Raw genomic sequence first — 16,017 nt, 5'->3', positions numbered from 1 at the left:
CACCGGAATCCCGGCCCCGGACCCCCCGGGCCGGCGGCGACACCCCGGCCCGGCCCGGTTGCGGATTCGGGAGCCCTCGCCGGGGTGTCGCCGCCGGTGCCCGTTGCGCAACCGGCCCACCGAGGTGGTTCGGGTCATGGCGGAGTCCGACGTCCTGGAGAACCCCGGGACCGCTGCCGTCCGCTTCCGTCCGCTTCCGGACGGTAGTCCGAGGGGTTACGCCGCGGTCGGACAGACCAGGGTGATGATGGTGGGCGGGGTCAGGCTCTGGGAGGACTGGTAGGTGCTCGTGCCGTACTCGTAGTAGAAGTACTGCACCCCGAAGCCGAACTGGGCGCCGGTGGTGCAGTCCGAGTCCGCGGTGAAGCGGTAGTCGAAGGCCACGGTGCGGCTCTCGCCCGGCAGGATCGGCACCTGCGGGTACGTCAGGTTGAAGCTCGCGCTGTCAGGCACGGCACTGCACCAGCCGGCGCCGCCCGCGCAGCCCGCGAACTCGTGCCGGACCGTGAGCCACGACGCGTTCACGTCGACGGTGTCGACCGTCGCGTAGAGGAAGGTCACCGGCTGGTCCTGGCGGTTGGTGAACGTCACACTGAGTCTGCCGATCTGGCCGGCTGTCAGAGTGGTGTCGTCAACGGTCGCCGTGAAGTGCGGCTGAGCGGGGTCGGCGGCGAAGGCCCGCCCGCCGGTACCCGTCAGGGTGAGAAGGAGCGTGAGAAGCGTCAGGACCGGGAGGAGGCGCGCACGCCCCATCGCCGAGGCTGTGATCGACATGAACGCCCAGCGTACGGATCGATCCCCGCGCCGTCTGCCCCGCGACCGGGAAACCGGCCATGGTCGTTCCCGTACGGACGAGGCCCCGAGTGACAGGTGCTCGCAGCTGATGCTTGGCGAGGTCGGTTACGGCGACGTCGAGATCTGAGGGCGGAAGCGGTGCGGCCCGCGGACGATGGCCGAGTCGGGTCCTCCGTCAAGCGATGCGACGAGCCGCACCAGCCCGGACCTCCTGTCTCCTGGGCTGCTTCGGCGTCGCCGATTCCTGCTCTCGCGCACGCTGGGTACGGGCGCCGGCGGGCGGGACCGGCGCGGGGAGCGCGGCGGTGTGGGTGGACCGCACCAAGGACGAGATCAAGAATTCCCGCGCGTTCGACAAGGACCGGCACAGCGGCGACCGCGAGTACCACGAACGGTTGGAGGGCCACTACGGCGGCAGCGGCACTGCCCGGTGACACCGTCGGCCCGGGCGGGCTCCGCACCACCACTTGGTGGTGCGGAGCCCGCCCGTCTGCACGCCGGGTTCTGCCGCGAAGCACCACCGGCGAACGCGCGGCCCGCCGGGCGTGCGCCGTGCCCTCCCCGTGCTGCAACGGGGCCCCGTCGTAGAATTCACGGCCGGAATTCGGAGAACCAATTGAGCGGCCACGTCCACCACGCCGCCGCCGAGGGCCTGCCGTCCCTGGCGCCGGCCCCACCGGCTGACTCGGTCGCCGCCCCGATGAGGATCTCGGAGAACGGCCGGGTCTGCTCGCGATTCTCCGCTTCGTCCGGCTTTCGACTGGGTGGGGTTTGGGTGTCAGGGTGTAGTCCCGGCCGAGCCTCCGAGCGGAGGCCGTCCGCCTCTCGGGGCTATCGCAACCTACGCCGGTCCTGGGGGTAGGTGGACGGTCATGATCAGGTGGCAGGTCCCGGTGCCCGTGCCGCGGTAGGTGTGGGTGGTGTCGGCGTCGAAGGTGGCGGTCTGCCCGGCGGCGACGGGGTGTTCGGTGCCGGCGACGACAAGGACCATTTCGCCGGCGGTGACGCTGACGGTCTCGCTCACGCCGACCTGGTGGGGGTGGCTGGGGTACTCCTCGCCGGGTTCCAGGGTCCAGCGCCAGATTTCGGTGGGGGCCGGGCCGCCTGTGGTCAGCATGAGGCGGGCCTCGCTGCCGTGCTCGCCCTTCCACAGGGGCATGACGGTGGCGCTGTCCACCACCCGTACGCGCTGTTCGGTGCGGCCCTCGGTCAACGCGGAGACGGAGACGCCGAGGGTGTCGGCGAGGCGGACCAGGGTGGCGAAGTTCGGATTGCCCTGGGCCTTCTCCAGGGCGACGAGGGCGCCCTTGCTGACCTTGGCGCGGCGGCCGAGCTCGTCCAGGGACAGTCCGGCGCGGGTGCGGGCGGCGCGGACGTTGCGCGCGAGCGCCTGCAGCGCCGCCTCGGTCTCGGTCATCGCCGTCATCCTTCGCTCCAGCAGGTCGGTGCACTGCACCGTTCGGTCGGTCGGTCGACAACCACCGGTCGTTTCGTTGTACGGTGTAGTCGTTCCATTGATAGTAAGGGATGTACCACCGTGATCGCCCTTTTGCTGGCCCTGGGAAGTTCCCTGGCCTACGGGTGCGCCGACTTCCTAGGAGGACTCGGCGCCCGAAAGGCCCACGTCCTGCGCACCGTGATGGTCGCCGCCCCGGCCTCGCTCACCGTCGAGCTGCTGCTGTGGCCCTTCCTCGGCGCCTCCTTCGCCCCCGCCACCCTCGTCTGGGGCGCGGCCTCCGGAGTGGCGTCGGCCGCCGCGTTCGCGCTGCTCTACAAGACACTGGCGATCGGCCCGATGAACGTGCTCTCCCCGATCACCGCGCTGGTCTCGGCGATGCTGCCGGTGACCGTCGGTCTGCTGCAGGGCGAGCACCTGGGGCCGGCCGCCCTGATCGGCCTGCCCCTGGCCCTGGCGGCGGTGGTGATGGTCAGCGCCGGGCCCGGCGGCGGTGCCCGCCCCTCGCGCACCGCCCTGCTGCTGGCCTTCGGTGCCGGCGCCGCCATCGCCCTGCAACTGGTGTTCCTGCACCAGGCGCCCGCCGACAGCGGCGTCGGCCCGCTGATCGTCGGCCGCGCCGTCTCCTCCGCGGTCACCCTGGCCGCCGCCGGCGTGATGTTCCGGCGCCTGGGCACGGAGAAGCCCGTCTACGCGATCTCGGCCGCCGCCGGCGTGCTCGACTCCGTGGCCAACCTGCTGTTCCTGCTCGCCGCCCGCAGCGGCGACCTGGCCGTCGTCGCCGTCGTCACCGCCCTCTACCCGGCCGGCACCGTCCTGCTCGCCCGCAGCGTCCTGGGCGAACGCATCCACCGCGGCCAACTGGTCGGCCTGGGCGTCGCAGCCCTCGCCGTCAGCCTCCTCGCCCTCGCCTGACCCCCGGCCCACCACGGAAGGAACCCGAGATGTTCATCCAGCCCTGGGACGCCGCACTGGACGATGCCGCATGGCAGGCGTGGATCGCCGGCGGCCACGACTCCGGCGTCCTCAGCGTCAACGGCCCGCCCGGCAGCGCCCCGATCGCCGCGCCCACCCACTTCGCCACCCACGACACCGCACTGCTGATCCACCTCGCCCGCCCCAACCCCGCCTGGAAGCGATCGAGGCCGATCCGAACGTGACCTTCACCATCACCGGCGACTACGCCTTCGTCCCCGGCCCCTGGCGCGCCCACCGGATGGCCCACTTCCGGCCCGACGGCGACCACGTACCCATCGAGGTCTACAAGCCCCCTACCGGCGGATGCGCTCCGCCATCCGCGGCCTGCGCCTGGACGTCACCCAGGTACGGGCGAAGTTCAAGTACGACGACCACAGGCCGGCCGAACACCGCACCACCACCGACCGCCGGCTCGCCGAGCGCGCCACCGCCCTGGACGCGCCCACCGCCGCCCAGCAACTGCGCCGCCCGGAGCGCACCGGCACCTGGATGCCCTGAATCTGCCCCGTCCCGCCCCTTGAACGGACACCCCTTCGCGATGACCACCTTCCGCCTCGGCCCCACCGTCGCCGCCGCCTTTCCCGACACCCTCATCGCCGTCGTCACCGCCACCGGCCTGCGCGGCCACGAACCCTGGCCTGCCACCGCCGCCGCCCAGCAAGCCCTGGAAACCCGGCTCGCCGCCGGCACCTGGGCCCCCGCCGACGAGAGCGACCCGCGCATCGAGGCATGGCACACCGCCTACCGCTCCTTCGGCACCAACCCCCGCCGTATCCGCCCCAGCGTCGACGCCCTCGGCCGCCGCCTGGCGAAGAAGGGAACGCTGCCCCGGATCAACCCGGCCGTCGACTCCTACAACACCGTCTCCGTCCGCCACGGCCTGCCCGCCGGCGCCTTCGACCTCGACCGTGTCACCGGCGACATCGACATCCGCCACGCGCAGGGCACCGAGACCTTCACTCCGCTCGGCGAGCCCGACACCGTCGAGAACCCCAAGCACGGCGAGGTCATCTACGCCGACACCACCGACGTCCTCACCCGCCACTGGAACCACCGCGACTCCCACCGCACCCGCGTCACCGAGGACTCCACCCACGTCGCCTTCGTCCTCGAAACCCTCCAGTCCACCCGCGACGGCCACCTCCTGACCACCGCCGCCGACGAACTGCGCGACCTGCTCGCCGACCACTGCACCCGGAGCACCGTCCACTACCTCGGCCCCGCACACCCGCAAACCGCCCCCTGACAGCAGCCGTTGAACGGGGGAGCCTCATCAGCCCCGACGTGCCCACCGAGGGGCCGCCTCCCCGGACAGCGGGGCGGCGGGCCCTTCTCGCATGCCCCGCACCGAAGGAGAGTGGACCTGGACCTGGACCTGGACCTGGACCTGGACCTGGGCCCGGATCCGGCCAGCCGTGGAGCCGGTGACGCCGTCATCAGCCCGCCCGCGCCCCCGTCTTGAACCCGGCCGCCGTCGCCCGCTGCGCCCATCGGGCACGCCGCACCCCGCTCCGCTGCACCCCAGGTGGCCTCGGCGGAGTACCGGCGGTGCCGGAGGTGTAGAGCAGGTCGGCGGGAAAGCCGGTGGTGTCGGACACCGGCCCGTCCACAACCGAACGGGCCTTGGTCGTCGCTGGCGATCACGGTGACAGGTTCGCTGGAGTGCTGCTCCTGGTAGCCGGGCTGCTTCTTGTAGCCGGGCTGGCCGCCGGGGGCGGTCGTTGTTGTCGTTGACGGCCCCGAAGAGGTTCGAGAGCCGCTGCTTGCTCTCCTCCTGGGTGAGGCCGCCGTGCTTGGCGGGGTCCCGGAGGCCGCTCTCGCGGCGCCCTACGGCTCACCGGCGCTGCTCGGGTGGCTCGGGGCGGCGGCGCGCCTGGAGCGCGCTTCGCAGGCCGGGCAGGTCGGCGAAGGTGATCTGCTCGGCGAGGCGGGCCAGGAGTCGGCGCAGGGTGCGTTCGTCGCGGTCGTGGACCGCTTCGGCGAGCGCCGCGAGCAGGGACTCCCTCGTATGGGGGGCGGGCGTGCGAGCCGTCGGCACGTTGCCGGTTCCTTCCACCGTTCACCCTTCTGCGCGTTGTCGCTGGTCGCGCGCGGTGTGTCCCGGCCCGTGCGCGTGGCGAAGACTACCTGCCGCCCGGACGCCGAAAAATCTGTGCTGGCTGGAGTAGACATTGATGGAGGGCGTGGCTAGTGTTTCTCTCGTAGTCAGCAGTCGGCAAGGCCCGCCAGACACGAACTGGCGGGAGCAGTACCAGAAGTTCGCAGGTCGGCGCGGTTGTGGGGTTCCGAAGCCAGGGTTGGTGCAGTACGGCGACAGGACCGGCTACCGGGCCGGGCGGCCCGCAGTGATCAGGGGCCGCCACCAGCGGTACCGCAGTGAACGCAGGTGCAGTCGAGTCGCAGTCACCAGTGGATGAAGTACGCAGGGCCTCAGCAAAGGCGCCGGACTGCGGGCGCGCGTACTGGGGAAGTCCGGGCAGTGGGGTTCCGAGCCGAGAAGTTCGAGCAGGACGGGCGACGGGGCTGGCTGCCGGACCGGACAGTGGGCCTGGACGGCCACCACGGCAGGACAAGCAGTAGGCAGCACCGGCAAGTGGCAGTACAGCAGTACGAGCAGTTCGCAGGTTGTCAGATGACGCAGAGGAAGAACGGAGGGCGCTGGCGCCATCAGGATCGCCCGGCCCGTGAGATGAGCCTCGTCCGGGCGGACACCGCAGACCCCTCAAGGTACGAAGGACGGTGGTTTCCGGTCACGCATACGCGATCCCCGCAACCCTCCTCCCCCGAGGAGTTGCGGACACAAGGACCGGCCCTGGGCCGGTAGATGGTGAAGTTTCCCTTCGGGGCCCCGGAGCCGCAACGGCGCCGGGGCCCCTCCACGCGTTCCCGAACAGGAAACAGGAAGAGGTGCAGTGACCACGACCACCGACCGGCCGGACACCCCCGATACCGTCAGCTCCTTCGACGACGACGACTACCCCGCCTACACCATGGGCCGGGCGGCCGCGATGACCGGCACCACCGCCGGCTTCCTGCGCGCCCTCGGCGACCAAGGACTCATCACCCCACTGCGCTCCGACGGCGGCCACCGCCGCTTCTCCCGCTACCAACTGCGGATCGCGATGCGCGCCCGCGACCTCGTCGACCAGGGCACGCCCATCGACGCCGCCTGCCGCATCATCATCCTCGAGGACCAACTCGAAGAAGCCCTGCGCATCAACGAACAACTCCGCCGCACCGGGAACCACCCGCAGACCGTCGCCGACGACTAGGGTCCGTGTTTGGTCGTGATCGATTTGCGTGGTTCGCTCGCGTGGGCAGATCGTGGTCCGGTGGGCCGTGTTGTGTGACGCGAGCGCGACTGTCGGATGCCGAGTGAGGGTTCGTCGGGCTGTACCTGCCGATCGGCGAGTACGGCCCGCACCCCGGGGCGGCTGCGGCAGCAGTTCGAGGGTGCGGGCCGGTGCTTCGGGACGAGCGCGCAGTGGCCGGGGTCTGCCCCGACCGGTACGCCGGCCGCGCTCGGCAGGAAGCCGGGCCCGGGCCCATGCGCAGAACCACTCGCCCCGGCCGGCCTGCAACGCCACCTCGTGTTGTGGCCACGCTCGAGGGTCTGCGCGACCGACTCGGGTGGGATACGGCCGGACAGGGGCCTGGCCCGACGATCAAGATCAGCAGCGTCCACGGCGCCGCACGTGGGACCCCACCACCGACAGGCGGCCTGGAATCGGCCCACCGTACGGCTGGCACGGCGTACCGCTTGCCCCTGGCTCCCTGAGATGTTCAGGACAGTCCTACCCTGTTCTGGCTGTTCAGCGGATGCGGCGGTGAGTCGGGCCAGGGGTGGGGCAGGAACACCCTGGCGGCTACCACCCAAGGTGGCGCCGTCGATCGCGGAGAGCAGCCGGGCGCAGATGGCGGTGGCCGCTTCCCGGGTCGCCGGGTCAGGGTCCTTGAGCCGGGGGTGATCAGTTCGGCGGCCGCGGCGAGTACCGGGGCCGGCACAGTCGCCTCGTGCGGGTGGGGGAGCTGAGGGCGGCGCGCTCGCCCGGGGGTGGCGCGGGTTCGGGCGTCGGGGACCAGGGAGGTGAGGCCCCGGGGCAGGGGCTGAGTGCTGGTCACTTCCGGGAGGGGCCCGAGGGGCGTCGTGAGCGGCGGTTCACTCTTGGCGTGCGGGGCCGTGTTACGGAACCTGCGGGAGTCACCGACTTCTTCTGCAGGCTCTGACCTGCTGTTCCTCATGACGGCGGCGGTCCGCTTGTGTTCGGGCCGGTGTTTCTCTAAATTCACGTCCGGTCCGGATGCCCGTGTGTCCGGTTGTCGGCCCGCCGGTGACGGCGGGCTTTTTGCTGTCGCCGAAGAGGCCCCCGACGCATCTGCGTCGGGGGCCTCTTCGGCGTTCTGGGACGAAAGGACGCAACGCTGTGTCGTACTCGGTTCTGCTGATCATTCCGGTGGTGGTGACCGCTGCGGTGGTGGTCGTGGCCCTCCTCGTCCACGGGCGCATCGCGGGCCAGGTGGTCCGCCGGGCCCGTCCGGCGGACCTTCCAAAGATCCTGGAGACCAGTTCCGCCATGCTGGTCGCGTCGCAGCGTGCGTCCCGGGCGCAGCAGCCCCAGCCCCAGCCCGGTCTTCCCGGGTCCGGCGGCGCGGACCCGGCGCTCGCCGGGGGCGGTGACACGGTGTCCGGGGGAGCGGCGGCGGACGGCGGGACCGGGCAGGAGGAGCAGCGGTGAGGCACTGGCGCTACGGGCCCGACCACGACCCGGTGGGGCGGTACGTCGGCGAGGACGTTCTGGGGCGGGCGCTGCGCAGGCTCCTCGCGCCCGCCGAACGGACGATCCTCCTGCACTACCTCGGCCAGGCGCCCCCCGAGCAGTTGGCCCGGCGCCACGGGCTGTCGGTGGACCGGCTCACGACGCTGATCAGCCACCTGCTGGAGCGGCTGCGGTCCAGTGAGCTGGCGCCCCTGCTGAGGACGGAGTTGCACGGCGCCGGCCCCAGGTTCTCACCAGAGGTGTGGCGGGCCGTCAAGGACGTCGTTCCTGTCCACCGGTGCGCGCTGGCGGGGTGCACGGCGCCGCCGTTCGTCCAGAAGGCGGTGGGACACCCCCGGCTGTACTGCAGCTCCTCCTGCCGGCAGGCCGCCTACCGCCGGCGCAGGAACGCCCCTCCTCCACCGGTGCCGCGGCCCGCGGAACAGGATAAGAAGCCGCCGAGGTACTACCACCGTGCCCGTGTGCCCGAGCCCGTCGAGTTCCCCGCTCCCCGTCCGCGGCCCCTCACCGTCGGGGAGTGGTGGGCCGCGAAGGGGCTCCCGGTCGTCCACGCGCCCTTCGGGATCCTGCCCAGCGGCCGCAGGCCATCCGGCCCACCCCTCGCCGTGCCGCCCCGACCGGCCCCGTCCGACCCCCACCCCGGGTTCGGCCCGTCCCGGCCCCTCCCGCTCTTCGGCTCCCGTCGACACATCCGCCCTCTCGGTGAGCGCCGGCCGGCTCCTCCACCCGGGGTGCCCCGGCCGGAACGAGAAGACGCATCGAGCCGATCGGGACAAGGCACCTATGCCGGGCTCGCCCGGCAGCTGAGGGCGCGGGCCGCCGCCAACCCGTCGCTCACGACGCTGCGCCTCGCGGCGGTCCCTGCCGGATCGGACACTCCCGCGAAGGCGTCCGCGGTCTCCGCCCGACACATTCGTGCACGCTGCGTGTCGACACCTGTCCTTCACCACCCACCGGCCGGCCTCACGCACTGGCAGGTCCGACATGTCCGCCCCCGACGCCGTCCGCGAGCACCCCGCCGGTAACCCTCACAGGGGCCCGGCTCCGCGCGGGTGGGTGAATCCGGTGGGCCCGGGCCTGGTTACGGCGTCTCGGCGGACAACAGGCCGGCGGCGACCAGCGGGGCTTCGAGGCGGTGTGCGGCGGCCGCGCAGAGCGCGTCCGCCATCGGCAGGTCGAGGCCTGCGTCGGCGGCCCGGGCGGTGAGGTCCAGGACGTGGCGGTGTCGGATGCGCGGCGGACCCCGAGGAGGGCGAGTTCGGCCAGCAGGTGATCGCGCGTTCGTGGAGGCCGGCGCGGGCGAGGACGGTGACGAGTTCGCCGGCGGCCGCCTCCGGCAGCGCCGCGTGGTCCAGCCACATGTTCGCCCGGGAGTCGGGGCCGACGCAGATCCACGTGAGGACGGCGCTCGCGGTCGGCGAGGACCGGCGTCCCGAGCAGGGCACCTGGGGAAGGTGAGGAGTGACCGTATCGGCGTGTTCTGTGACAGGGCGGTTTGCGGCTGGGCAACCGGACCCCGGTTGCCAGAGCTGTCCCGTCCTGGTGGGGGCCGGGGTCTGCGGTGCGGTGAGTGGCCTGGGGCGGTGTCAGGTGGCCCGGGTGCGTTCGCACACGGTGGCCCGGATCGGTCGGGCGGGTCGCAGGGACAGCGCGGCGTGTGGTGGGACTCCTGGCGTGACGGCTTCGAAGCGGAATCGCTGGGCGACGGTGGCCAGCACCAGGACGGCTTCTGCCATCGCGAACCGGCTCGCGCTGCCGCGGCCCGTGAGCGGGCGCAGGGTGAAGAAGTCGCCGTCGCACCCGGGCTCCGTGAACACCGTGGCCTGTGTCGCGGTGCGGTTGCGCGGGGAGTACGCGGGCTCGCTGGCGGCGGGGTCGGCGACCTCGGGAAGGGTGATGCACTCACGGCTCGGGGGCGAGCAGGACGCGGAGGGGCGGCTGTCCGTCCTGGCTGACGTAGGTGTACTGGAATTCGCGGAGGTCCTGCCGGCGACTTTCGGCGGCGGGGTCAGGCGCGGCGTCGGTCGCTGTCGTCGCGGAGCTGGGTGGTGTGGTGGGTGAGGGTGTCGAGGCGGGCGGCGAGGTCGTCGTGGCCGGTGCCGAGGTGGGGGCGGACGGCGGTGAGGGGCTCGATGAGGTCGGCGGGGTCGGTGGCGGCGAGGGCGGTCGTCAGGGCGGCCTGGGCGGGACGGGCGCCGGGAGCGAGTGCGGCCGTGGTGATCCGGGCGGCGAGGACCCGCAGTTCGGCGGCGTTCTCGCGGGCCCAGACGGTGACCGATCGGTCGGCGGCCCGCCGGTCGCGGACGGCCTTGACCCGTTCGGCGCCGGTACCGGACGGCGAAGCGGCGGCGGCGGGCTTGAGGCGCAGGTAGCGGTTCTCGGCGGCCTGGCGGCTGGCGACGCCCATGGGGTGGGCGAGGTCGGCCCAGGTGGCGCCGGCCTCCCGGGCGGTCTCCACCAGGCCGGCTTCCCAGCCGGCGAGGCGGCCGCGCAACTCGCGCAGCAGGACGAGTGCGGCCAGGGCCTGATCGGGGCCTTCCCGCGTGTCGGAGGCGGCCGGGGGCCGGGACACGGGGTTCTGGGCGGTGCGGACGGCGTCATCGATGGCGGCCAGTGCCGCCGCGGCCGTCAGGAAGGAGACGGGCTCGACCGGCGGGGAGGCGTCGGGGGCGGCTCTGCGGGACTTCTCGCTCATGCAGTCACTCTACAGGCGACACTCCATCTTGTCATCGGATGGATGACGCGCTAGAAAGGAGTCAGGTGAAGCGCACTGGCTCCCACTCGATCCATGGAGGTGTTTCGCAATGCTGCTGCGCACTGACCCGTTCCGCGAACTGGACCGGCTGACCCAGCAGTTCCTCAGCACGTCCGGCACCTGGTCGCGTCCGACACCGATGCCGTTGGACGCCTACCGGGCCGGCGACGAGTACGTGATCTGCTTCGACCTGCCGGGGGTGGACCCGGAGGCGATCGACATCGACGTCGAGCGGAACATGGTGACCGTCAAGGCCGAGCGCCGCCCGCGCCAGGAGGGCGAGGGCATCAAGTGGGAGCTGTCCGAGCGCCCTCTCGGCGTGTTCTCCCGCCAGGTGATGCTCTCCGACACCCTCGACCCCGCCGGAATCACCGCCGACTACGACGCCGGCGTGCTGACCCTGAAGATCCCGGTCGCCGAGAAGGCCAAGCCGCGCAAGATCGAGATCAGCCACCGCGGAAGCCGCAAGCAGATCCAGGCCTGACCCGTTCCCCGATGCGTCCCGGCCGCCCCCGATCCCCCCCGATCGAATGAGGCGGCCGGAACACCCCTCGACCGCCGGTCCGGCCCACGTGGACCGGCCTACCCGCAGCGACGCGCAAACGCCATGAACGGCCAGAACAGCAACCAGCCCTTCATCGTGCGAGCCCACGGCGAGATCGACCTCGACGCCGCACCCTCGCTGCACCGTGCTCTGGCCACCGCCCTCGAGTCGCACCGGGAGGTGGTCCTGGACCTGTCGGAGGTGACGTTCATGGACTGCGCGGGCCTGGACGCCCTGGTCCGGGCCCAGGGCCGGGCCGACCGGTGCGGCGCCCGCCTGGTCCTGCACGGGGCCGGCCGCTGCGTAGTGCGGCTGCTCGAGCTGACCGGTCTGCACCGGCGCCTGGCTGTCGAGCCCTGAGATCACCCGGGCGCACCGGGCCTCGGAACGGAGGGAGAACTGCGATGACGCTTCGATGGGAGGCGTTCCTGGAAGAGGTCCGGGAGCGCGGTGAGTACGACAGCCTGCACGAGGCCGAGCGGGCCGCCCGGGTGGTTCTCGCCCTGCTCGGCGCCCACCTGGTCGGCGACGTGCGGGCGGAACTGGCCGCCCGACTGCCCGAGACCATGTCCCTGATCCTGCTCAACCCGCTGCAGGCCGCCGCGCCCCTCAATGCCGAGCGGTTCGTGCGCGCGACCGCGGCCTGGATCGAGGGCGCCACCGACGCCACGGCCCTGTGGGACGTCGGCGCCGTCCTGTCCACAGTGGCCGACGCCGCCGGCGACGACCTCATGGACCAGGTCCTGCTCCAGCTGCCGCCCGGCTACGACCTGCTGTTCGGCCGCCCGACCGCAGGGACGCGCCCCTGACCCCGCCCCCCGCACGCCGCCGGCCCACCCATCGGCCGGCTCCTGGAAGGCTCCACGGTCATGACCCCCTACCGCCACCTCCTCCAGCAGGTCCGCAACCTCGGTCGCTACCCCACCGACGAGGAAGCCGAACGCGCCCTCGACGCCGTCCTGGCCGTCCTCGGATCCCAGCTCACCGGCGACGAACGCTGCGACCTCGCCGCAGCCCTGCCCGAACGGGCCCGCGCCGTCCTCGCCGCCCAGATCCCCCTCCCCACGCCCGTCACCGCCCCCGCCTTCGTCGAAACCCTCGCCCACACCCTGAACACCAGCCTCACCGCCGCCCGCTGGGACGCCTCCTCCGTCCTGACCGCCCTCACCACCCACACCGGCGACCACCTCACCGACCGCCTCCTCACCCACCTGCCCCGCGGCTACGCCCTGCTGTTCGGCCGCGCCGACCTGTTGGCCGCAGCGGCCTGAAACAGCGGGCCCGACCCGCCGGCGCGGGAGCGCTCCGCGCCGCCCGGCCCGGGCGGGCCAGGGCTTCGGGGCCAGTGACGGACTGTCAGCCAGAAGTGGTCACTCCGGTCCGCGGCGTCCGTTGTCCCAGCCGTTCTCGCACCCGCACGGCGCGCTCGACGAACCGCGCGCGGAGCGTCTCCTGCCCGCCGAGCGCCTCGGCTCGCCGTTCTCCACCACCACTGCGCCGCCGGCCTCGCGGGACGGGGCCGTCGGCGGACGCAGTCGGCTGGGCCACGGTACGCTGCGCCTGTTCGTCCACTGGACGGAGTCGGACATCTCGGGTCGGACCGACCTGGACCTGGCCGCGGCGATGTTCGAAGCCGACTGGAACCACATCGGCACCTGCCACTACACCCGCCTGCGCTTCGCCGAGGAAGCGGCGGTCCACTCCGGGGACCTGACCGGCGCCCCGGCCCCGGACGGCGCGAGCGAGATCGCCGACCTCGACCTGGACCGGCTGGCCGCCGCCGGCGTGCGCTACGTCGTCGCCGTCGTCCTCAGCTACAACAACGTGCCCTTCGACCGGCTCGCGGACGCGTTCGCCGGCGACATGGTCCGCGACGAGCCCGGCACCACCGGCCCCGTCTTCGACCCGCGCCAGGTCGAGCAGCGCTACGACCTGACCAGCCCGGCCAAGGCCAGCATCCCCATGGTCCTGGACGTCGCAGGCCGGACCCTGCGCTGGCTCGACGTCGTCCAGGGCGGGAGCGGCACCCACCACGCCGTCCACCGGCACACCGACGCCCTGGCCGCGCTCGGCCGGCACCTGACCGACCACTTCGCCTCCGGCGCCCGCGTGGGCCTGGGCGAGGTTGCCCTCTGGCATGCCGCCGCCCGTAGCCGCACCGTGGCGGTGCGCCACCTCGACGGCACCGCCGACGGCTACCGGCGCCGCGCGGGCGAGGACATCCCCGCGTTCGCCGCCAGGATCGGCACCCCGGACACCGACCCGGACACCGGCCCCGTGGACCTGACGGGCGCGCAGCTGGCGTTCTTGCCGCGCGGCGACCTCGCCCTGCCCGCCGGGGCCCAGGCGTACGCGCTGCACCGGGCGGCCCTGGACGCGGGCACGGTCCGGCTGCTGGCCGCCTCCGAGCTGGTCGCGTCGCTTGCCCCGCAGTAGACGCGCGGGCCGAGGGCACCCCGCGCACCGACACCCGCGTGCGGACCGCCATCAACGACCGGTGACCACCACCAGGAGTGTCGTGCGGTACAGGCCGCCGCGTACCCTCGGATGCGTGCCTCGCCATTCGAAGAAGCCTCGCCGACTGGTCACCGACGAGGACGTGTACGTGTGGACGATGCGCCACAGCCACCGAAGGGACGATGACGGCCGGTCCGTGGACTGCCGCCAGGTCCTCACCCTGTCCCCGCAGACGGCCGGCGCCGGCGGCCCGCTGAGAATCGTCTTTGCCGACGGGCCCGGCCGGTACATCCCGGGCGGGGCGCCGTTCGGCTCCGGGGACGTGGGCTTCGCCCAGAGGGCAGGGGCAGAGCTGAACCTGCACGAACCAGGTGCCGTCCGGGCTCTGCTCGACGTGGCGCTGGCCCGCGGGTGGCGACCGGGGGAGCGACGAGCAGTGGAGGTCGACGGCTGGCTGCTGCTGGGGGCGGCGGCCGCCGCCCGAGCTGGGGAGGCCGAGGCCGGGAGCCGGTAACAGGTGGTCCGGCAGGCGGCTGTGCCCGGCGAGGGAACACCGGTGTCGACCTGCGCTTGGTGGCGCCCGGTGAACAGGTCCCGCGACTGCCGCAGACCAGTGGGACCGGCACCGTCTTCAAGACCGCGGCACCGGAACCCACCCCCTGACGCGCGGGATCGGTCACCGGGCCAGGTGCAGGACGCAGATGTCGTCGCGGCGTTCCTGGGGCGTGACCAAGGCGGGGACCAGGCCGTCCAGGGCCCGGGGTGCCGCGAGGTCGGTGGCTTCGACGGTGGCGGCGAGGCGCTTCATGCCCCGGTCGATGGACTCCCCGGGCCGCTCGATCAGACCATCGGTGTAGAGCAGCAGGTGGTCGCCGGGGAGCAGGTCGACGGTGGCCGCCTCGAAGCGGGGGGTGTGGACGGCGCCCAGCAGCATGCCCGGAGGGGTGGGCAGGGCGCGGGCTCGGCCGTCGCGCACCAGCAGCGGCGGGGGGTGTCCGGCGCGGACCCAGGTCAGGCGGGCGGTGGCGGGCTCGTAGACGGCCATGATCATGGTGGCGGTGTGGAGGTGCTGACCGGAGGTGTGCAGGAGCAGGGTGTTGAGGTTGGCGAGGATCTCGGGCAGTGGGGTGCCTGTGATGGCCATGCCCTTGGCGGTGAAGCGCAGTTGGGCCATGGTGGCCACCGAGTCGAGGCCGTGGCCGGCGACGTCGCCGACCACGAGGAGGGCGTTGCCGTTGGGCAGTTCGACGGCGCTGTACCAGTCCCCGCCGAGCCTGAGCCCCTCCTGGACGGGAAGGTAGGCGACGTCGACAGCCAGCCCGGCCAGGGTCAGCTCCTGCTGCGGGGCTGGGAGCAGGGTCTCCTGGAGGCGGGCCGCGAGGTCGCGCTCGGCCGCCAGCTGGCCTTGCTGGACGAGGGCACTGCGCTTCTGGTGAAGGATCTGTCGCTCGGCCGCCTTGGCCGCGCTGAGGTCCTGGAAGAGTCCATGGACTCGGACGGGCCGGCCCGCCGCATCGTTCTCCGTCTCGGCGATGATGCGCACATGGCGCACCTGCTGACCGGGCACGCGGATGCGGAAGGTCCGGTCCACCGGCTCACCGGCCTTCAGCAGGCCCCGCACCGCCTGCTCCATCACCGGACGATCGTCACCCTCGGCGTGGGTGGCGAGCTCCTCCAGCGGCACGGGGCCTCGAGCGGGGTCCCGGCCGAAGATCGCGTACACCTCTTCGGACCAGACGATGCGGCCCCTCACCAGATCGCGGTCCACCCACCCCATCCGGCCCAGACTCTGCATCAGCGCCAGACGGTGCTGCTCGCGCTCGCTGATGTCCAGCCGGGTGAAGGAGACGACCAGCCCGCCCAGGCACCGCGCCACGCGGACCTGGTAGCGGGAGCGGTGCGGGATGCCGGCCGTGTTCTCCTCGTAGTCGACCTCCCCCTCGTAGGAGTCCGCGCCGGCCAGCACGTCGAGGTAGGCGCGCCACAGGTCGGTGGTCCCGATGCCCGGATAGGCGGCGACAACGCTCAGCCCGAGCAGTTCCGGGCCTCGGCGCCCGGCGATGTCGACCGCCCGGGGGGAGGCGGCCTCCAGCAGGAAGTCCACCACCGGTCCGTGTGGGGCGTGCCGGGGCCGCAGGAAGAGCACCGAGCCGGGCAGGGCCGCCAGTACCTCCCGGACCAGCCCCGCCTCCGGGTCTTCCCCGGGTGGAGGGCAGTGGTCGAGCTGGGCCGCGGCGGGCCTGTGGTCCATCAT

The 16,017-nt window shown here is 72.8% G+C and carries 19 protein-coding genes; 13 read left to right on the top strand and 6 right to left on the bottom strand.

Features of this window, described 5'->3' with window-relative positions:
* Nucleotides 1–216: 216 nt before the first annotated feature.
* Entirely contained in the window at nucleotides 217–774 is a 558-nt protein-coding gene (locus tag IF01_RS0117500; protein WP_157855259.1) for a hypothetical protein, read from the bottom strand.
* A 332-nt stretch (nucleotides 775–1,106) separates the two neighbouring features.
* Between IF01_RS0117500 and IF01_RS51025 the strand changes: the two genes are divergently transcribed.
* The gene (locus IF01_RS51025) at nucleotides 1,107–1,229 is read left to right on the top strand and encodes a hypothetical protein (protein ID WP_279617263.1); all 123 of its coding nucleotides are present in this window, start codon (nucleotides 1,107–1,109) and stop codon (nucleotides 1,227–1,229) included.
* Nucleotides 1,230–1,636: 407 nt separating this feature from the next.
* Here the strand turns inward: IF01_RS51025 and IF01_RS0117485 are convergent, their stop codons facing one another.
* On the bottom strand, nucleotides 1,637–2,212 hold the full coding sequence (locus IF01_RS0117485; protein WP_030394361.1) for a helix-turn-helix domain-containing protein: 576 nt from the start codon (nucleotides 2,210–2,212) through the stop codon (nucleotides 1,637–1,639).
* A 120-nt stretch (nucleotides 2,213–2,332) separates the two neighbouring features.
* Between IF01_RS0117485 and IF01_RS0117480 the strand changes: the two genes are divergently transcribed.
* From IF01_RS0117480 to IF01_RS0117470, 4 genes are all read left to right on the top strand, one after another.
* Nucleotides 2,333–3,166, top strand: coding sequence for an EamA family transporter (locus IF01_RS0117480; protein ID WP_030394360.1), 834 nt, complete (start codon nucleotides 2,333–2,335; stop codon nucleotides 3,164–3,166).
* A 29-nt stretch (nucleotides 3,167–3,195) separates the two neighbouring features.
* Complete coding sequence (locus IF01_RS50020) at nucleotides 3,196–3,411, top strand: FMN-binding negative transcriptional regulator (protein WP_244215538.1); 216 nt, start codon at nucleotides 3,196–3,198, stop codon at nucleotides 3,409–3,411.
* 121 nt (nucleotides 3,412–3,532) lie between these two features.
* Nucleotides 3,533–3,727: a hypothetical protein gene (locus IF01_RS50015; RefSeq protein ID WP_244215537.1), complete on the top strand. Its 195-nt coding sequence runs from the start codon at nucleotides 3,533–3,535 to the stop codon at nucleotides 3,725–3,727.
* Between the two features lie 40 nt (nucleotides 3,728–3,767).
* On the top strand, nucleotides 3,768–4,475 hold the full coding sequence (locus tag IF01_RS0117470; RefSeq protein WP_030394359.1) for a B3/B4 domain-containing protein: 708 nt from the start codon (nucleotides 3,768–3,770) through the stop codon (nucleotides 4,473–4,475).
* 588 nt (nucleotides 4,476–5,063) lie between these two features.
* Here the strand turns inward: IF01_RS0117470 and IF01_RS0117460 are convergent.
* Nucleotides 5,064–5,267, bottom strand: a complete 204-nt coding sequence (locus tag IF01_RS0117460; protein WP_030394358.1) for a hypothetical protein — start codon at nucleotides 5,265–5,267, stop codon at nucleotides 5,064–5,066.
* A 952-nt stretch (nucleotides 5,268–6,219) separates the two neighbouring features.
* Here IF01_RS0117460 and IF01_RS0117455 point away from each other — a divergent pair.
* Complete coding sequence (locus tag IF01_RS0117455; protein ID WP_244215546.1) at nucleotides 6,220–6,501, top strand: helix-turn-helix domain-containing protein; 282 nt, start codon at nucleotides 6,220–6,222, stop codon at nucleotides 6,499–6,501.
* A gap of 1,152 nt (nucleotides 6,502–7,653) precedes the next feature.
* A complete protein-coding gene (locus IF01_RS0117450) occupies nucleotides 7,654–7,965 on the top strand; it encodes a hypothetical protein (RefSeq protein WP_030394356.1) in 312 nt (103 codons plus the stop codon).
* A gap of 1,628 nt (nucleotides 7,966–9,593) precedes the next feature.
* On the opposite strand, the gene IF01_RS0117435 is transcribed toward IF01_RS0117450, so the two are convergent.
* A complete protein-coding gene (locus IF01_RS0117435) occupies nucleotides 9,594–9,824 on the bottom strand; it encodes a hypothetical protein (RefSeq protein ID WP_030394354.1) in 231 nt (76 codons plus the stop codon).
* A gap of 191 nt (nucleotides 9,825–10,015) precedes the next feature.
* Nucleotides 10,016–10,702, bottom strand: a complete 687-nt coding sequence (locus IF01_RS0117430) for a hypothetical protein (RefSeq protein ID WP_030394353.1) — start codon at nucleotides 10,700–10,702, stop codon at nucleotides 10,016–10,018.
* 109 nt (nucleotides 10,703–10,811) lie between these two features.
* Between IF01_RS0117430 and IF01_RS0117425 the strand changes: the two genes are divergently transcribed.
* The 6 genes from IF01_RS0117425 to IF01_RS0117400 all read left to right on the top strand — a co-directional run bounded on the left by IF01_RS0117425 (nucleotide 10,812) and on the right by IF01_RS0117400 (nucleotide 14,277).
* Nucleotides 10,812–11,246, top strand: coding sequence for an Hsp20/alpha crystallin family protein (locus IF01_RS0117425; RefSeq protein ID WP_030394352.1), 435 nt, complete (start codon nucleotides 10,812–10,814; stop codon nucleotides 11,244–11,246).
* A 123-nt stretch (nucleotides 11,247–11,369) separates the two neighbouring features.
* A complete protein-coding gene (locus IF01_RS0117420; protein WP_030394351.1) occupies nucleotides 11,370–11,666 on the top strand; it encodes an STAS domain-containing protein in 297 nt (98 codons plus the stop codon).
* Nucleotides 11,667–11,710: 44 nt separating this feature from the next.
* Nucleotides 11,711–12,115, top strand: coding sequence for a DUF2267 domain-containing protein (locus IF01_RS0117415; RefSeq protein WP_030394350.1), 405 nt, complete (start codon nucleotides 11,711–11,713; stop codon nucleotides 12,113–12,115).
* A 60-nt stretch (nucleotides 12,116–12,175) separates the two neighbouring features.
* Nucleotides 12,176–12,577, top strand: coding sequence for a DUF2267 domain-containing protein (locus tag IF01_RS0117410; protein WP_030394349.1), 402 nt, complete (start codon nucleotides 12,176–12,178; stop codon nucleotides 12,575–12,577).
* 121 nt (nucleotides 12,578–12,698) lie between these two features.
* On the top strand, nucleotides 12,699–13,742 hold the full coding sequence (locus IF01_RS0117405) for a TerD family protein (RefSeq protein WP_030394348.1): 1,044 nt from the start codon (nucleotides 12,699–12,701) through the stop codon (nucleotides 13,740–13,742).
* 115 nt (nucleotides 13,743–13,857) lie between these two features.
* Nucleotides 13,858–14,277, top strand: a complete 420-nt coding sequence (locus IF01_RS0117400; protein WP_233290360.1) for a hypothetical protein — start codon at nucleotides 13,858–13,860, stop codon at nucleotides 14,275–14,277.
* A gap of 162 nt (nucleotides 14,278–14,439) precedes the next feature.
* On the opposite strand, the gene IF01_RS0117395 is transcribed toward IF01_RS0117400, so the two are convergent.
* Entirely contained in the window at nucleotides 14,440–16,017 is a 1,578-nt protein-coding gene (locus IF01_RS0117395; protein ID WP_233290359.1) for a PP2C family protein-serine/threonine phosphatase, read from the bottom strand.

The organism is Kitasatospora purpeofusca (genome assembly GCF_000718025.1).
GTDB classification, from domain to species: Bacteria; Actinomycetota; Actinomycetes; order Streptomycetales; family Streptomycetaceae; genus Kitasatospora; species Kitasatospora purpeofusca.
This window is presented reverse-complemented; position numbering and strand designations above follow the sequence as displayed.

Coding starts and splice junctions, on each gene's coding strand:
- IF01_RS0117500 (WP_157855259.1), bottom strand. CDS start 774: ATGTCGATCACAGCCTCGGCGATGGGGCGTGCGCGCCTCCTCCCGGTC.
- IF01_RS0117485 (WP_030394361.1), bottom strand. CDS start 2,212: ATGACCGAGACCGAGGCGGCGCTGCAGGCGCTCGCGCGCAACGTCCGC.
- IF01_RS50020 (WP_244215538.1), top strand. CDS start 3,196: ATGTTCATCCAGCCCTGGGACGCCGCACTGGACGATGCCGCATGGCAG.
- IF01_RS50015 (WP_244215537.1), top strand. CDS start 3,533: ATGCGCTCCGCCATCCGCGGCCTGCGCCTGGACGTCACCCAGGTACGG.
- IF01_RS0117470 (WP_030394359.1), top strand. CDS start 3,768: ATGACCACCTTCCGCCTCGGCCCCACCGTCGCCGCCGCCTTTCCCGAC.
- IF01_RS0117455 (WP_244215546.1), top strand. CDS start 6,220: ATGGGCCGGGCGGCCGCGATGACCGGCACCACCGCCGGCTTCCTGCGC.
- IF01_RS0117430 (WP_030394353.1), bottom strand. CDS start 10,702: ATGAGCGAGAAGTCCCGCAGAGCCGCCCCCGACGCCTCCCCGCCGGTC.
- IF01_RS0117425 (WP_030394352.1), top strand. CDS start 10,812: ATGCTGCTGCGCACTGACCCGTTCCGCGAACTGGACCGGCTGACCCAG.
- IF01_RS0117420 (WP_030394351.1), top strand. CDS start 11,370: ATGAACGGCCAGAACAGCAACCAGCCCTTCATCGTGCGAGCCCACGGC.
- IF01_RS0117415 (WP_030394350.1), top strand. CDS start 11,711: ATGACGCTTCGATGGGAGGCGTTCCTGGAAGAGGTCCGGGAGCGCGGT.
- IF01_RS0117410 (WP_030394349.1), top strand. CDS start 12,176: ATGACCCCCTACCGCCACCTCCTCCAGCAGGTCCGCAACCTCGGTCGC.
- IF01_RS0117395 (WP_233290359.1), bottom strand. CDS start 16,017: ATGATGGACCACAGGCCCGCCGCGGCCCAGCTCGACCACTGCCCTCCA.